This is a genomic window from Enterococcus sp. 2STP (genome assembly GCF_032465635.1).
Lineage (GTDB): Bacteria > Bacillota > Bacilli > Lactobacillales > Enterococcaceae > Enterococcus_B > Enterococcus_B lactis.
Window position 1 is genome coordinate 119928 of the sequence record NZ_JAWDJH010000021.1, and the last position, 13335, is coordinate 133262.

Below are 13335 nucleotides of genomic sequence, written 5' to 3' on the forward strand. Positions count from 1 at the left end.
AAACCCCTTTCTTTTAACTTGTCTATGCAAGTTGCTTCTTCGTTTACTATACTTTTTTTTAGGAAGAATTGCAAGCGTTTTATTCAAAAACATCCAGAAAAATGATATCGTTTTAAAAAGCATAAAATAAGCTTTTCTTAAAAAGAGGAACATTGAAATACAAAAAGAGCTGTAGTATAGTGAAGAAATGATGGAAGAACGAGTGAGGGAAAAAACATGAACAAGTTCAATGAAATTTTTTTAGATTTGGAACAGAAAATTTTAGCGAAAGAATATCCTCCGCATTCGCTTTTGCCTAGTGAGAACCAATTGATCAAAATCTACGGTGTTTCACGAGAAACAATTAGAAAAGCACTGAATCTTTTGACGACGGAAGGATATATTCAAAAAAAACAAGGAAAAGGGTCGATCGTACTAGATCGAAACCGCTTTGATTTTCCTATTTCTGGACTGACAAGCTATAAAGAGCTACAGGAAACCCAACGTATTCCAAGTGAAACGATCGTTCATACGTTAGAAGAAACAGAAGTAACAAAAGCACTGAATGAGATTACTGGCTGGGAGATTGGTGCACCTGTCTGGCATTTGATACGCGAAAGAAAAATCGATGGTGAAGTGGTTATATTAGATACTGATTATCTATTAAAGGAGATCGTTCCTCATTTAACCCCAGTACAAGCACAAGGATCGATCTATGAATATTTTGAAAATGAGCTTTCTTTAACGATTGCTTACGCACAAAAGGAAATCACAGTAGAAGAAGTAACAGATATCATGAAAACAACGATGGATCTTCACGATGACACTTACGCAGTAGTCGTCAGAAGTCTTGTTCATTTGGAAGATACCCGCTGTTTTGAGTATTCTGAGTCGGTACACCGATTAGATAAATTCCGTTTCGTTGAGTTTGCCCGGCGCCGAAAAGTGTAAATGATTCGAAAGAAAGCAAATTGTTGGCATCTGTCTGCTTTGGCGCTATGATAGGATCACAAAGGGGGCATTTTTAATGGATAAACCAACAAGACCAGAAAAAGAAGAACTGAAAGAAAAATTATCACCGATGGCTTATGCAGTCACACAAGAAAATGCAACAGAACGTCCATTTACCGGAAAATACGATGATTTTTACGAAAAAGGAATCTACGTCGATATCGTCAGCGGCGAACCGTTATTTAGCTCTGCGGAAAAATATGACGCTGGTTGTGGCTGGCCATCATTCAGCAAACCAATAGCGAAAAGACAAGTACGCGAAAAAGCCGATTTTTCTCATGGCATGCATCGAATAGAAGTTCGAAGCAAAGAAGCAAACTCTCATCTCGGGCATGTATTTACCGATGGCCCAGTAGATAAAGGCGGTCTGCGTTACTGCATCAATTCTGCCTCACTAAAATTCATTCCCTATGAAAAGATGGATGAACTCGGTTATGGCGAATACAAATCACTGGTAGAATAATGAAAATACAAAAAGAGCGGTACAATACGGGGATTCACTCGATCGTCCGCTCTTTTTTATTCAAGCGATTGCTATTTGAAAGAAACGCTCCCCAGACTCCTTTTTTCACAAGGTGAAATGTGCTACAATAAAGGGAACGTATGTGTGCAAAAGAAAGAGGACTAGAATATGTATGAATATCTGACAGGTGTGGTTACCTTTATCAACCCCTATTACATAGTAGTAGAAACCAATGGTATCGGCTACCAGATCGCATTAGGAAATCCTTACCGCTACAGCAGCAAACTAAATCAAAAAATAAAAATTTATGTCCATCAGGTGATCCGCGAAGATGCGCATCTTTTGTATGGATTTGATTCTTTAGAAGAAAAACAACTGTTTTTGCGATTAGTCAGTGTTTCAGGAATCGGTCCAAAAAGTGCTCTTGCGATCATGGCAAGTGAAGACCACTCCGGTTTGATCCAAGCAGTGGAATCCAGTGATGTCACTTATTTGACAAAATTTCCAGGGGTAGGGAAGAAGACGGCGCAACAAATGATCTTGGATCTAAAAGGAAAATTTGGTGAGCTGAGTATCGATACGCCCTTCAGTCTATTCGATGAAGCAAATACAAAAGACGCTACCGCTCTATCTGAAGCAATGGAGGCTCTCTCAGCTCTTGGTTACAGTGATAGAGAAATCAAACGTGTAGAAAAACAATTAAAAGAAGTCGATAATCAGACAACAGATGAGTATTTACGCCAAGCACTCAAGCTGATGATGAAAAAATAAGGAGGAGACCAAATGACAGATGAATACTTGTTATCACCAGAAACTGGCGAAAATGAACTGAGTTTGGAAAAATCTCTTCGTCCGCAGTTGCTTTCTCAGTATATCGGGCAGAGAAAAGTCAAACAAGAACTTCAGATCTACATCGAAGCTGCCAGAAATCGGGAAGAACCATTAGATCATGTTCTGTTGTATGGGCCTCCTGGATTAGGGAAAACGACGATGGCTATGGTCATTGCTAATGAGATGACTGTGAACATTCGTACGACAAGCGGCCCCGCTATCGAACGTCCGGGTGATTTAGTAGCGATCTTGAATGAACTGGAAGCAGGGGATGTCCTATTTATCGATGAGATCCATCGATTGCCTAGAGTAGTAGAAGAGATGCTTTATTCGGCCATGGAAGATTTTTATGTAGACATCATGGTAGGACAAGGACCAACCGCACATCCGGTCCATTTCCCTCTTCCTCCCTTTACTTTGATTGGGGCGACGACACGAGCAGGTATGCTTTCTGCACCTTTACGCGATCGATTTGGCATCATTTCACATATGGAATATTATGACGAACAGGAACTGCAGGAGATTGTTTTACGTTCTTCGGATATTTTTCAAACAGAGATCATTGAAGAAGGGGCATTGGAAATTGCTCGCCGATCGCGAGGAACGCCTAGAATCGCGAATCGCTTACTCAAACGGGTTCGTGATTTTGCGCAAGTTCAAGGAGACGGGAAAATCGATCGTCCTATAGCAGATCAGGCGCTTACTTTGCTACAAGTCGATCAAGCTGGTTTGGATTATGTTGACCAGAAATTGTTACGGACGATGATCGAATTATATGGCGGCGGACCCGTAGGATTAAGCACGCTTTCCGTAAATATAGGAGAAGAACGAGAAACAGTCGAAGATATGTATGAACCGTACTTGATCCAAAAAGGATTTTTAAAGCGTACACCTAGAGGGCGAATGGCTACGGCTTATGCTTATGAACATTTCGGCTACGACTATCATATGTGATTTTTGCTTTTAGATTGGAGGAAAATGAATGAGTGATACAACACGTACGAAACAATTGATCAAAAACGTATTGATTGATTTGTGCCAAACACAATCTTTTCGAAAAATCAGCGTCCAAAAAATCGCAAATGAAGCAAAAATCAATCGTCAAACATTTTATTATCATTTTACAGATAAATACGATTTGCTTCGTTGGGTCTATTGTGAGGATGCCTTGCATTATTTAGACCCGCAATGTCTTACTCTTGATAATTGGGAAGAGCAAGCATTGAAAATGCTGAAAGCAATTGCTGAAAAGAAAGAGTTTTACGCAAATACTGTGCTTTCTGACCAAGAAATTTTACAAAAAGAATTTTCTCAACTAATCCAAAAATCTTTTATCAAGATTTTTGAGCAAATGGATGAAGAAAGACAGCTTTCTGCAAAAGATAAACTATTTTATGCTCGTTTTTTTTCTTACGGTTGCAGCGGCGTGTTAGTCAATTGGATCACGAATGAATATGAAGAAACACCGATGGAAATCGCTATGCAGCTTTTCCGTTTAGCCAAGGATACGGAATTATACTCTTATCGTCTTTATGCAAAAGAAGAGTTGGAAGAACAGTAATAGAAATAATCTTTCGTTGAAAAAGCCATGATCGTTAAAAGGAGATGGGAAAATGACAAAAATTTTATTTGTTTGTTTGGGAAATATTTGCCGTTCACCAATGGCAGAAGGCTTGTTGAAGAAACGAATAGCATCAGAAGGAAAGGAAGCAGAATTTTTTGTGGATTCTGCTGCTACAAGTACGTATGAAGTTGGAAAGACACCGCACCCTGGAACGAAAAAAATATTGAACCAAGAAAATGTGGATATGACGAATATGGTTGCTCGTCAAATCACACCCCACGATTTTGAAACTTTTGATTGGATCATTGGCATGGATCAAGAAAATGTAGAAGAACTGAAAAGAAGAGCACCACGCTCAGCACAGGAAAAAATCCATTTGTTTTTAAGTAGCATCCCTGGAAAAGAAAAAGAAAATGTTCCCGATCCATACTATACCAATAACTTTGATGAGACATATCAATTGATCACAGAAGGGTTAGATCATTGGTGGAACATTTGGATGGATGAAAATAAAATAACAAACAGTTTCTAAAATTAGCGCTTTCTTTTTTTAGAGACGTTAGAGCATTTCCTTGTTTTTTTGTAAAATGTTAGGTAAAATAAGATTAATTAAGTAACACTTTCTTAGCTAAAGGAGGAGTGCATTCGATGAACGAAGAGACAGTATCACCAATGAAGAAGCTTACGAAGTTAGTTACTCATACCTCGTATCAACTTTTTGATTCTTTTGTAAATGACACTGAAGAACATGCTAAGAATGTACGATTGCAAGGAAAGTTTATTCTTGAGCTGCAAAAAGCTGCGACTGAACATAGTCTAGTTATCTTACAAGTAAGAGCGAATCGTTTGAGTAGCAAGTATGAAACGATCTCAGGTTGGGTGGCGACAAAAACGGTCGAAAAAGACCGAGTAATGATCCGCCTACAAAACGAAGAGCAGCAGATCCGCATGGTTCCCGTAGAACAAATTGAAAAAATAACAATCCTTTCGCCAGCAGGAGAACAGGAACGGTTATCAAAATAATTTATACCAGATAGAAAAGCACGTATGAGCTTGTACCATCAATCATTACTAATCAAAAATAACCGAATGCTTTAAGCGGATACCGATAAAACGAAACGTTTTACGATGAGTATCACAGCATTCGGTTGATTAGTTGAATCGATTGTATGGGACAAGTTTTTTTGATAAAAAAAGGTCCTGCTAGCCGGGGAGCTAGCAGGATAAGGAGTTAAAAATGAAAAAGTGTTGTTAGGGTTGTTTGTTGGTATGCTTATATAATAGTCATTAGTTGTGAATATTTTGTGACGAAAGTTTTCGAAAGTTGTTAAGTTTTTTTGCGAAATTTATTTTTATATCATGTATTTGTCTAAAATTTTATACTATAAAAAGATACGTTGTGCAATCAGCTACCCTTTGGTATTAGTTCAAAAAATGGTAAAATAGCTCCTTATATTTTGCTGTTTTGCTTTTCTAATACTTAAGCCAAGGCGCTGATTTCACAACCTTTTTTTACAAATCCAGCGATTCCCATGAGTTAAGAACTATCTTTTCTCCAAAAAGAAATAATAGGAATAGAAGTCTTGATAGTTGCGATAAAATAAAAATGGATAGATAAAATTCGAGAGAAACATGTATTGACGTGGCAGATGAAAGGGTTAGATTTGTTGGTGTATCAGGAGTGCCGTTAGAAGAACACAAGGAGAGAGAAGATGGAACTATTAGAAAAAGAAAGTATTGATTTTTATTTGGAGCGTGATTGGACCGTGTTACGGTATGCTTTTTTCAAGGAAGAAGAGTATGACGGGCTAACTAGTCATCAGGAGGCAGTTTTAGAATTTTTCAATTACTCAAATAGATTGTGTGTTGCCAGGTCATGGCGGATTAGCGAAAGGCTTCTCGTAGTTTCTAAAAAAATATATGCACAAAAACTTTACGAATTCAGAGAAGAAAAAATCAACTATACGGATATCCGATTTTTTGACAAGATGAAAGAGTATCCTATTTATGTGAATAAAGAAATGATGAGGGCGAAAAGAATCATGCCTGAATCATTCTGGGCTGAGGATGGTATCTATCGGACTTCTTTTCTTGATGCGCCTCAAGGAGCGGCAGGAACGGAAGAAGAATTTAACCAGTTGAATGATCGTCTTTTCCCAGATAAAGATCATCTGCATATTTACCTTTGGAACAATGAATTTACGAATTATTATAATAATGGTCGTTATTGGGATGGTGCTTATGTGTGGTCAGTGTATGACGAAAAAAGAAAGCGATTTACTGTTTTCGATGCTATATTGGTATTGGATTGAAGAAAGAGGAGCCGCCCTTGGCGGCTCCCCCTTTTTTATCAATCCGCTACTTCTTCTTTCTTAGCGAAACTCCAAATTAGGCCGATAATAAAACCGATAACTGCTGGCACGATCCATCCCATCCCCAATTTGAAAAACGGCAAGTAGCTTTCCGCAACATGTAAAAGATTTTGAACGATAGGGGTTTGCTTGATAGATTCTGGGCAGGCATTCAACCCATCAAAAATCGAAGCAATCAATGTAAAATAGGTAGTCATCCGATAAACAGCTGTACGCTGCTTAAACAAAGGACCAACCAACACTAACAGAATCAATGTCATTGCTAATGGATAGATGAACATCAAAACAGGCAACGAAAATTGAATGATATTCGTCAACCCTACATTTGCCGCTAAACAGGGAAGGATACTGGCAAGTGCAACAAAAAAGGCGTAATTTCTTTGCGGGAACAAATCCGTGAATGTTTCTGCAAAAGCTGTAATCAAACCAATACCAGTCTTCAAACAAGCTAATATAACGATGAATGCTAATAAGATACTTCCATAAGTGCCTAAATAATGATCAGCAATCTGAGCCAGCGTGATTCCGCCGTTTTCACTTAGAGCAAAGCTACCTAAGCTCATAGCACCTAAATAAGCGAGCAAAGTATAAATGATTCCCATCAATATAATGCTGATCGCACCAGATTTGATCGTGTCTTTAGCAATTTCAGCAGGTTTTGTTACACCCATGTTTTGAATCGTCGTAACGATGATGATCCCAAATGCTAAAGCAGCAAGCGCATCTAATGTGTTATATCCTTGAGTAAATCCTGTGAAAAAAGCATGGTCTTGGTAATTTGGCTGAATAGGCGCTTGATTGACAGAGCCTAATGGATTCAAAAAAGCAAGGAGGAGCAATGCCCCTAATAAAACCAAAAATGCAGGATTCAGGAATTTTCCAACATAATCTAATATCTTTGTCGGTTTTCTTGAAAACCACCAAGCCAGCACAAAAAATACAATACTGAAAATTGCTAGATATAGCGTCTGTCTGCTAGGATCGATAAATGGTGCTAAACCAATCTCGAAAGATGTGGTCGCAAGGCGAGGTAAAGCAAAAAACGGTCCGATAACTAAGTAAAGCAAGATGGTAAAAACCATCGCATATGTTTGATTTATCCGTTTTGCTAATTCATATACACCTGAGCTTTTCGATACACCAATGGCAATCACCCCTAAGAAGGGAAGACCGATACCGGTAACCAAGAAACCTAGATTCGCCCAAAAGGTAGCAGCGCCTGCTTCTTGACCCAAATGAACGGGAAAGATAAGATTTCCAGCACCAAAAAATAGACCGAAAAGCATGGAGCCTATAAAAAGATAGTCTTTAAATGATAATTTTTTTGTCATACATAACTCCTTTACGGTTTTTTTAAAAGTAACAAAATTTCGAAAAATATGCAACAATTTTCAGAAAATTTCCTATATAAAACGATGGTTATTTAATAACATAAGTGATAAAATAAAAGCGCTGAATCATCTGAGGAGGAATCATCGTGACAAAGTCGAGATTAGAAGCATTTACTGATGGAGTAGTGGCCATCGTTTTGACAGTTCTTGTATTAGACATCAAGATTCCTGATCCATCTGGTTTTCATTCTTTGTGGGTCATCCGAAATACATTATTAGCTTATGCAATCAGTTTTATATTTGTTGCGGTAATCTGGGTGAACCATCATCGTATATTCCAGATGGCAGAACGCATCAATTACCGAGTGGTCTGGTCGAATATCTTTTGGCTCTTCTGGCTGACCTTATGTCCTTCCGTTACTAGTTGGGTCGGGCGTAACCCTGAAGCTTTTTGGCCTGAGATGGCTTATGTCTTAGTATACACGATGTGGAGTTTTTCTTTTGGTATATTGATGAGGCAAATCATGAAAGCAAATAAACCAGATTCCCATGTCGTGAGAGTTTTGTCAAAGGACCATCGAAGTTTTATCTCCATGTTTATTAACTTATGTTTGATTGCCGGTATCTTTTTTGTACCGATGATTGGGTTATTCGGACGTTTTTTCGTATCTGGTATTTGGATTTTTTCCTATAAAAAAGCAGATGCCTATTATCAGCGGTTGTTTCCGGGGAAATAAAAAGGCTGTGACAAAAAATCTTGTCACAGCCCTTTTTCCGAATAAACGGTGTTCAAAAGCCAGTTTCTCGGTATTAAGCCAAATTTATGCAAAAATGTGGAAAGCCATTTTCACAAAATTTTTCTTACTACTCGAAACTAAGCGACTTTTTCACAACCTCTGGTTCACGGTGTTCTAGAAGTAGCTTCTTTGAAATAAGCAGAAATTTCACAAAAATTTAAGAAGCAATTTTCGTCAATTCCTTCTTATTTCTTGAAGCTGACCACTTCTGTCACAACCTCTTTCTTACTTCTTACGTTCATATTTCATATGATAGATCAGTAATAGAAGCAAGAACCACACAGGTGTCAGTAATAAAGCGATTCTCGTATCTTTTCCTAGGAACAAGACGACACACACAAAGGCCATATAAAGAAAGACCAAATAATTACTCAATGGATACAGCGGCATTTTAAATGAATGTGCTTTTTTGCCGATGATACTTTTACGATATTTCATATGCGTGTAGACAAGCATACTCCAAATAAACAAGAAACAAGTAGTGGCAATACTGCTTACGAGTGTGAATACTTCACTAGGCATCACGTAATTCAAGATAACCGAAATGAAAATGACGATCGTAGAAAATGTCAAAGCATTCCCTGGAACATGATGTGTTGTTAACTTTTTGAATTTTTTAGGAGCACTGCCTTCTTGTGCTAAAGAACGAAGCATACGTCCTGTACTGTATATGGCGCTGTTGCAGGCAGAAGCTGCTGCACTTAATACGACTAGATTGATCAAGGATGCAGCAATCGTGATCCCAATTTCCGAAAATACCTCTACAAATGGACTATTATCTGGATTCAAGCTATTCCATGGATAGATGGCCATAATGACAAAAAGAGAACCTAAGTAAAATAAGATGATCCTGATAGGAATATTATTGATAGCTTCCGGCAATACTTTTTCAGGATTTTCTGTTTCCCCAGCGACTAATCCAACTAATTCGATCCCAGCAAAAGCAAAGGTCACCATTTGGAAAGCCAAGATGAATCCTTTGGCACCAGTCGGAAAGAATCCGCCATGAGACCATAGATTCGTGATGCTGGCTGTGCCAATATCTGTCGTATAATGGGTGAGGATCATATAAGCACCTACGAGGATAAAGGCAATGATCGCTACAACCTTGATCAAGGCAAACCAAAACTCTAATTCACCAAACAACGAGACAGCCACCATATTCAAGCAAAGAAGAAGACCTAATGCAATCAGTTCAGGAAGCCACTGAGGAACACCAGGTGCCCAGTAGCGTACATACATCCCGATGGCTGTTAAATCTGCCATTGCAATCGATACCCAGCAGAACCAATACGTCCAACCAGTAATGAAAGCCGCTTTTTTACCAAGATATTCTGCAACAAAATCCAGAAAAGAATGGTTATTAGTGTTTGATAACAGAAGTTCGCCTAACGCACGCATAATGAAAAAACAGATGCATCCAGTGATGAGATAGGCGAGCAATATCGAAGGGCCAGCTAGCTGGATAGACTTTCCGGAACCTAAAAACAGCCCCGTTCCAATCGCTCCGCCAATAGAAATCAGTTGGACATGTCTATTTTTCAGTCCACGCTGCAGTTCTTGCTCTTCATTCATTTTTAAATCATCCTAACTAAAAAAGTTTATATTACTTCCATATTAAGAGAGTTTTCTGAAAAACACAACTAAGATTCCAAAATTTTCAGAAATTTACCTTTTACGAGTAGGCGCAAAAAAAGAACTGCGGTAAACACCGCAGCTCTCTGTCCCAATCAGCGATTGATCCTAAGCATTTAAAATACGTGAAAGGAACTCTTTTGTACGTTCTTCTTTCGGATGGACAAAGATATCTTCTGGTGTACCTTCTTCTGCAATCACACCTTTATCCATAAAAATGACACGGTCAGATACATCTTTTGCAAATTCCATCTCATGCGTCACGATAAGCATCGTCAAGCCAGTATGTGCTAAGTCTTTGATCGTATTAAGCACTTCACCAACCATTTCAGGGTCTAACGCCGAAGTAGGTTCATCGAATAACAATACATCTGGATTCATCGATAATGCCCGAGCAATTGCGACACGCTGCTTCTGCCCGCCAGACAATTGTGCTGGTTTAGCTTCGACATAACGATCCATACCAACTTTTTCCAGATTTTCGATTGCTACTTTTTTGGCAGTTTCTTTATCTCGTTTCAGGACAGTTGTTTGTCCAGACATACAGTTTTCCAAGACGTTCATATTGTTGAAGAGATTGAAGGATTGGAAAACCATACCTAGATTCGTTCGATATTTAGGTAAATTATATTTAGGAGCTAATACATTTTCTCCATTATAAATGATCTCGCCGCCTGTTGGTTTTTCTAGTAAATTGATACAGCGCAAGAAAGTAGATTTACCAGAACCAGAAGAACCGATGATCGTCACAACTTCACCTTTGTTGACTGTCACGCTGATATCTTTCAATACTTCATTTTCACCGAAGCTTTTTCTTAGATGGTTGATTTCAATAATTTTTTCACTCATGATTCTTCCTCCTTATTCCTGCAAATTTGAATTGTCGATTTCTTCAAGCTTTGTGTAAGCAGAAGGGCCATCGATTTTCTTTTCTACCGCACGCAGGATTCTGGTGATCGTAAAGGTCATGACTAAGTAGATGATCCCGACGATCGTAAATGTTTGGAAGAATTGGAAATTCGCACCGGAAGCAGAGTTCCCTTGGAAGAACAAATCAGCTACGCCGATTACACTTAAAACGGCTGTATCTTTGATATTGATAACAAATTCATTCCCCGTGGCCGGCAAGATATTCCGTAAAACTTGTGGAATAACAACTTTTCTCATCGTTTGGCCATGGGTCATACCAATGGCTTGCGCAGCTTCGAACTGTCCTTCATCTACTGCAAAAATCCCCCCGCGGACGATCTCTGTCATGTAAGCTCCAGTATTGAGAGAGACGATAAACAAAGCGGCAATCGTTCGATTCAACGAAATACCAAAAGCGAGTGCCAGACCGTAGAAGATGACCATTGCTTGTACCATCATCGGTGTTCCGCGGAATATTTCGACATAGATAGATAGAAGTGCATTTCCGATTTTTTGGAAGAAGCGAGTCAGTGCATTTCCTGATTCAGGTACCGAACGGAAGACACCAATCAGTAATCCAAGTGTGGTACCGACAACTGTCCCGATTAATGCGATGAACAAGGTAAGTCCAGCACCTCGTAAGAACATATTGCCATATTGTTTCCAAATCGTAGTGAAGTCAGAAATGATGCCGGTTTTTTCTTCACTATCAGTTGCAGCAGGCTGGTCTTTGACTGCTTGGTCCATGATTTTTGTTCGTTCATCGTTAGAGATGCCAGAAAGAATCTGGTTTACTTTTTGGATATCCGGGTCGCCTTTACGCATACCAACAGAAATCTGAACATCTTCCGGGTTTGTCTGGAAGCCATCTGCACCGCTGAATTCGAGCATTTCCAAGTCTTTGTTCACACTAGTTGCTGTTACACCTTCCGGACGTTCGCTGACATAACCATCGATCATTCCAGAAGCTAACGCTGTTCTCATGGCTGAGAAATTATCCATTGCTTGTTGTTTCTGCACATCCGGTATCTGATCGATCACAGTATAATGGAAGGTATTTAGCTGAGCAGTGATCTTTGCTCCAGAAAGATCTGCTAAACTTTTTGCCTTTGCGTATTTGCCATCTTTCTGGACTACTACTACTAATTGTGATTCATAATATGGATCGGTAAAATCAATTTCTTTTCGTCGTTCAGCAGTAGGGCTCATTCCGGCGATGATCGCATCGATCTTGCCTGATTGAAGGGCAGGAGCCAGACCATCCCATTTTGTTTGGACGATGACTAATTTTTTCCCTAAACCATCTGCTACTTTTTTAGCGATTTGAACATCATAACCGCCGGCGTAACTATTTTGGCCTTGGATTGGCAAGGCGTTATTCTCATCTGTTTGTTGAGACCAGTTGAAGGGTGCATACCCAGCCTCCATACCTACGCGAAACTCATCGCTCGGTGTTTTTTCATCTGCATTTGCCAGAGATCCCACACTGAATAGTGAGAAGACAAAAGCAAATAGTACGGCAACTGAAACCATATTTTTTTTCATTTTTTTCTCCCTTTCTGATTATATGATACACGAGCGGTCTAGATGAAATGCGGTAAAGCTTTATCTGAAAAAATAAAAAGCGACCGATTTATAGATATAAAAAGGCCGCTAAAATTCCATAAGGTGATAAACCTCTCACAAAACATAGCGCAACTTAGCATCACTGCTAAGACAGTCCGCAAGCTCTTAACTTGCGTCCCAACATACACTTCAAGCAAAAAAGTGTACATTTCGGCGATCCTCCCTATTCCTGCTTCTCCATGTTTGCTTCACTCCACAGGGTTAATGATTCTCGCGACCTCTACCTCATTGATTGAGGCATCTCGTATTCAGTTATTTATACAAAAAAAGTTTACGATACTCGAGAGGCTTTGTCAATCTATAACTGCTGTTTTTTGAAAAAATACTGATAAATATAGAAATCTTTACTTTTACCGAAAAAACAATCACAATGTGAATCATCTATCCATTACAAACAATAGTATAATTATACACAAAAATGTATGTAACACAATAAAAAAAGAACTGAAACAGAAAATTTTCTGCATCCAGTTCCACCTCGATTATTTAAGCAGCCGCTTTCTTTGGCTCGCGTCCTAGGATCGCTTGCAAAAGAACAACGACACCGTAAATGGCTAATATTAGATAAATCAAACTTGAGTATTGAGTGATTCCCCAGCCCCATGTTCGATAAACGGCTAATGTAATGGCTAAAACAATGGCGGCAATCACGTTGAATAAAGCAAAAGCCCAAAGATTTCCATTTTCTTTGCGTACAAGGTAAAAAACAGAGAAATAAACACTTAACGCTAACCAGGCGATGCAAGCCAGAATAACGCCCCAGTAAATAAAGAATGGTAACATATCGATTCACCTCACTTTTATACAGCAGTATTGT

The 13335-nt window shown here is 39.0% G+C and carries 14 protein-coding genes and 1 riboswitch; of the genes, 9 read left to right on the top strand and 5 right to left on the bottom strand.

The features are described from left to right. Nucleotides 1-216 precede the first annotated feature (216 nt). The 8 genes from treR (at nucleotide 217) to RWU19_RS09855 (ending at nucleotide 6160) form a co-directional block, all read left to right on the top strand. A complete protein-coding gene (treR, locus tag RWU19_RS09820) occupies nucleotides 217-930 on the top strand; it encodes a trehalose operon repressor (RefSeq protein WP_002290526.1) in 714 nt (237 codons plus the stop codon). 76 nt (nucleotides 931-1006) lie between these two features. Then, nucleotides 1007-1453: a peptide-methionine (R)-S-oxide reductase MsrB gene (msrB, locus tag RWU19_RS09825; RefSeq protein WP_002309788.1), complete on the top strand. Its 447-nt coding sequence runs from the start codon at nucleotides 1007-1009 to the stop codon at nucleotides 1451-1453. Nucleotides 1454-1621: 168 nt separating this feature from the next. Then, nucleotides 1622-2224, top strand: coding sequence for a Holliday junction branch migration protein RuvA (gene ruvA, locus RWU19_RS09830; RefSeq protein WP_002290528.1), 603 nt, complete (start codon nucleotides 1622-1624; stop codon nucleotides 2222-2224). Between the two features lie 12 nt (nucleotides 2225-2236). Then, on the top strand, nucleotides 2237-3238 hold the full coding sequence (gene ruvB, locus RWU19_RS09835; RefSeq protein WP_002290529.1) for a Holliday junction branch migration DNA helicase RuvB: 1002 nt from the start codon (nucleotides 2237-2239) through the stop codon (nucleotides 3236-3238). A gap of 28 nt (nucleotides 3239-3266) precedes the next feature. Further along, on the top strand, nucleotides 3267-3845 hold the full coding sequence (locus RWU19_RS09840; protein WP_002290530.1) for a TetR/AcrR family transcriptional regulator: 579 nt from the start codon (nucleotides 3267-3269) through the stop codon (nucleotides 3843-3845). A 52-nt stretch (nucleotides 3846-3897) separates the two neighbouring features. Further along, nucleotides 3898-4380, top strand: coding sequence for a low molecular weight protein-tyrosine-phosphatase (locus tag RWU19_RS09845; RefSeq protein ID WP_002290531.1), 483 nt, complete (start codon nucleotides 3898-3900; stop codon nucleotides 4378-4380). Nucleotides 4381-4496: 116 nt separating this feature from the next. Next, nucleotides 4497-4871, top strand: coding sequence for a hypothetical protein (locus RWU19_RS09850; protein WP_002289815.1), 375 nt, complete (start codon nucleotides 4497-4499; stop codon nucleotides 4869-4871). A gap of 689 nt (nucleotides 4872-5560) precedes the next feature. Next, complete coding sequence (locus RWU19_RS09855; RefSeq protein ID WP_123837531.1) at nucleotides 5561-6160, top strand: hypothetical protein; 600 nt, start codon at nucleotides 5561-5563, stop codon at nucleotides 6158-6160. A gap of 38 nt (nucleotides 6161-6198) precedes the next feature. Here RWU19_RS09855 and brnQ read toward each other — a convergent pair whose 3' ends face one another. Next, a complete protein-coding gene (brnQ, locus tag RWU19_RS09860) occupies nucleotides 6199-7551 on the bottom strand; it encodes a branched-chain amino acid transport system II carrier protein (protein ID WP_086286335.1) in 1353 nt (450 codons plus the stop codon). Nucleotides 7552-7697: 146 nt separating this feature from the next. Here brnQ and RWU19_RS09865 point away from each other — a divergent pair, with 146 nt between their 5' ends. Continuing rightward, nucleotides 7698-8288, top strand: coding sequence for a TMEM175 family protein (locus RWU19_RS09865; protein WP_002315551.1), 591 nt, complete (start codon nucleotides 7698-7700; stop codon nucleotides 8286-8288). 285 nt (nucleotides 8289-8573) lie between these two features. Here RWU19_RS09865 and RWU19_RS09870 read toward each other — a convergent pair whose 3' ends face one another. The 4 genes from RWU19_RS09870 to RWU19_RS09885 form a co-directional block, all read right to left on the bottom strand. Next, nucleotides 8574-9923 (bottom strand): amino acid permease, encoded by a 1350-nt coding sequence (locus RWU19_RS09870; protein ID WP_002293445.1) that lies wholly within the window; start codon nucleotides 9921-9923, stop codon nucleotides 8574-8576. A 168-nt stretch (nucleotides 9924-10091) separates the two neighbouring features. Further along, nucleotides 10092-10832: an amino acid ABC transporter ATP-binding protein gene (locus tag RWU19_RS09875; protein WP_002293446.1), complete on the bottom strand. Its 741-nt coding sequence runs from the start codon at nucleotides 10830-10832 to the stop codon at nucleotides 10092-10094. A gap of 12 nt (nucleotides 10833-10844) precedes the next feature. Beyond that, entirely contained in the window at nucleotides 10845-12437 is a 1593-nt protein-coding gene (locus RWU19_RS09880) for an ABC transporter permease subunit (RefSeq protein WP_002329735.1), read from the bottom strand. 137 nt (nucleotides 12438-12574) lie between these two features. After that, nucleotides 12575-12749: riboswitch (Lysine riboswitch) on the bottom strand. 255 nt (nucleotides 12750-13004) lie between these two features. After that, on the bottom strand, nucleotides 13005-13301 hold the full coding sequence (locus RWU19_RS09885) for a hypothetical protein (RefSeq protein ID WP_002293448.1): 297 nt from the start codon (nucleotides 13299-13301) through the stop codon (nucleotides 13005-13007). Nucleotides 13302-13335 lie beyond the last annotated feature (34 nt).

Excerpts from the sequence above, each read along its gene's own strand:
- treR (WP_002290526.1), top strand. The coding sequence starts at position 217 with ATGAACAAGTTCAATGAAATTTTTTTAGATTTGGAACAGAAAATTTTA.
- msrB (WP_002309788.1), top strand. The coding sequence starts at position 1,007 with ATGGATAAACCAACAAGACCAGAAAAAGAAGAACTGAAAGAAAAATTA.
- ruvA (WP_002290528.1), top strand. The coding sequence starts at position 1,622 with ATGTATGAATATCTGACAGGTGTGGTTACCTTTATCAACCCCTATTAC.
- ruvB (WP_002290529.1), top strand. The coding sequence starts at position 2,237 with ATGACAGATGAATACTTGTTATCACCAGAAACTGGCGAAAATGAACTG.
- RWU19_RS09840 (WP_002290530.1), top strand. The coding sequence starts at position 3,267 with ATGAGTGATACAACACGTACGAAACAATTGATCAAAAACGTATTGATT.
- RWU19_RS09845 (WP_002290531.1), top strand. The coding sequence starts at position 3,898 with ATGACAAAAATTTTATTTGTTTGTTTGGGAAATATTTGCCGTTCACCA.
- RWU19_RS09850 (WP_002289815.1), top strand. The coding sequence starts at position 4,497 with ATGAACGAAGAGACAGTATCACCAATGAAGAAGCTTACGAAGTTAGTT.
- RWU19_RS09855 (WP_123837531.1), top strand. The coding sequence starts at position 5,561 with ATGGAACTATTAGAAAAAGAAAGTATTGATTTTTATTTGGAGCGTGAT.
- brnQ (WP_086286335.1), bottom strand. The coding sequence starts at position 7,551 with ATGACAAAAAAATTATCATTTAAAGACTATCTTTTTATAGGCTCCATG.
- RWU19_RS09870 (WP_002293445.1), bottom strand. The coding sequence starts at position 9,923 with ATGAATGAAGAGCAAGAACTGCAGCGTGGACTGAAAAATAGACATGTC.
- RWU19_RS09875 (WP_002293446.1), bottom strand. The coding sequence starts at position 10,832 with ATGAGTGAAAAAATTATTGAAATCAACCATCTAAGAAAAAGCTTCGGT.
- RWU19_RS09880 (WP_002329735.1), bottom strand. The coding sequence starts at position 12,437 with ATGAAAAAAAATATGGTTTCAGTTGCCGTACTATTTGCTTTTGTCTTC.
- RWU19_RS09885 (WP_002293448.1), bottom strand. The coding sequence starts at position 13,301 with ATGTTACCATTCTTTATTTACTGGGGCGTTATTCTGGCTTGCATCGCC.